This is a genomic window from Chromobacterium aquaticum (assembly GCF_021129195.1).
In the GTDB taxonomy this organism is placed as follows: domain Bacteria; phylum Pseudomonadota; class Gammaproteobacteria; order Burkholderiales; family Chromobacteriaceae; genus Chromobacterium; species Chromobacterium aquaticum.
The window spans coordinates 1-1,422 of record NZ_JAJOHW010000282.1 but is presented as its reverse complement, the minus strand read 5'-3'; the positions used below and the strand labels follow the sequence as shown (position 1 = coordinate 1,422).

Annotated in this window: 1 protein-coding gene; it reads right to left on the bottom strand. The window is 63.5% G+C overall.

Features of this window, described 5'->3' with window-relative positions; all coding sequences use genetic code 11:
• Positions 1-56: 56 nt before the first annotated feature.
• Positions 57-1,422: ATP-binding cassette domain-containing protein (locus LQT98_RS23810; RefSeq protein WP_231465730.1), on the bottom strand; the 1,366-nt coding region annotated here is incomplete at its 5' end.

The window sequence follows — 1,422 nt, the reverse complement described above, 5'->3', positions numbered from 1 at the left end:
GCGCAGCAGCGCGCGGCGGTCCAGCGGCGAAGAGGGCGAGGGCGGCAGGATCTTGCTCATTGTTGCTTTGACTCCAGTTCTTCCCAGCGCGCCAGCTTTTCCATCAGCGTCTCGTCTATCTGTTCCACCCGCTGCTGCCAGGCGATGGCCTCCTTGGGCGTGTCGCGGTAGCAGTTCGGGTCCAGCAAACGCTGATTCAGACTGGCCTGCTCGGTTTCGAGCGCGGCGATCTCGTCCGGCAGCGCGGCGAGTTCTCGCGTCTCATTGTAGGACAGTTTATTGCGCGCGGACTTGGGCTTGTCCTTGGCTTTTTCCTGCGGAGCGGTGGTTTCCTTCGGTTTTTCCGCCGGTTTCATCGCCGCCATGCGCGCCTTGGTGTCGATCCAGTCCTGGTAGCCGCCCGGATATTCTTCCAGCCGGCCGTTGCCCTCGAAGGCGATCACCTGGGTGACCACGTTGTCGAGGAAGGCGCGGTCGTGGCTGACCAGGAACACGGTTCCCGAGTATTGAGCGATCACGTCTTCCAGAAGTTCCAGCGTGTCGATGTCCAGATCATTGGTGGGCTCGTCCAGCACCAGCACATTGGCCGGGCGGGTGAACAGCCGCGCCAGCAGCAGGCGATTGCGCTCGCCGCCGGACAACGAGCGCACCGGGCTGCGCGCGCGCTGCGGCGAGAATAGGAAGTCCTCCAGATAGCTCATCACGTGTTTTCTGACGCCGCCGACCTCGACGAAGTCATTGCCCTGGCTGATGATGTCGGCGACGCTGCTGTCTTCGTCCAGCTGCTCGCGGAACTGGTCGAAATAGGCGATCTCCAGCTTGCTGCCTTGCTTGATGCTGCCGCTGTCCGCGTCCAGCTGGCCCAGGATCAGCTTGAGCAGGGTGGTCTTGCCGGCGCCGTTGGGGCCGATCAGGCCTATCTTGTCGCCGCGCAGGATGCGGGTGGTGAAGTCGCGGATCAGGGTTCTGCCCTCGAAGCCCTTGCTGACGTGTTCCAGTTCCGCCACCAGCTTGCCGGAGCGTTCGCCGGCATTGAGCTGGAAGTTGACCTGGCCGACGCGCTCGCGCCGCGCGGAGCGTTCGCGGCGGATCGCTTCCAGCCGGCGCACCCGGCCTTCGTTGCGGGTGCGGCGCGCCTCGATGCCCTTGCGGATCCATACTTCTTCCTGGGCGTGGAATTTGTCGAAGATGCGGTTCTGCTCTTCCTCTATCGCCAGTTCCTCGGCCTTGCGCACATGGTAGCTGGAGAAGCTGCCCGGATAGCTGCGCAGAATGCCGCGGTCCAGTTCCACGATGCGGGTGGCGACATTGTCCAGGAAGCGGCGGTCGTGGGTGATCAAGAGCACGCTGCCGCTGAAATTCTTGAGCAGGCTTTCCAGCCATTCGATGGCGGACACGTCCAGGTGGTTGGTGGGCTCGTCC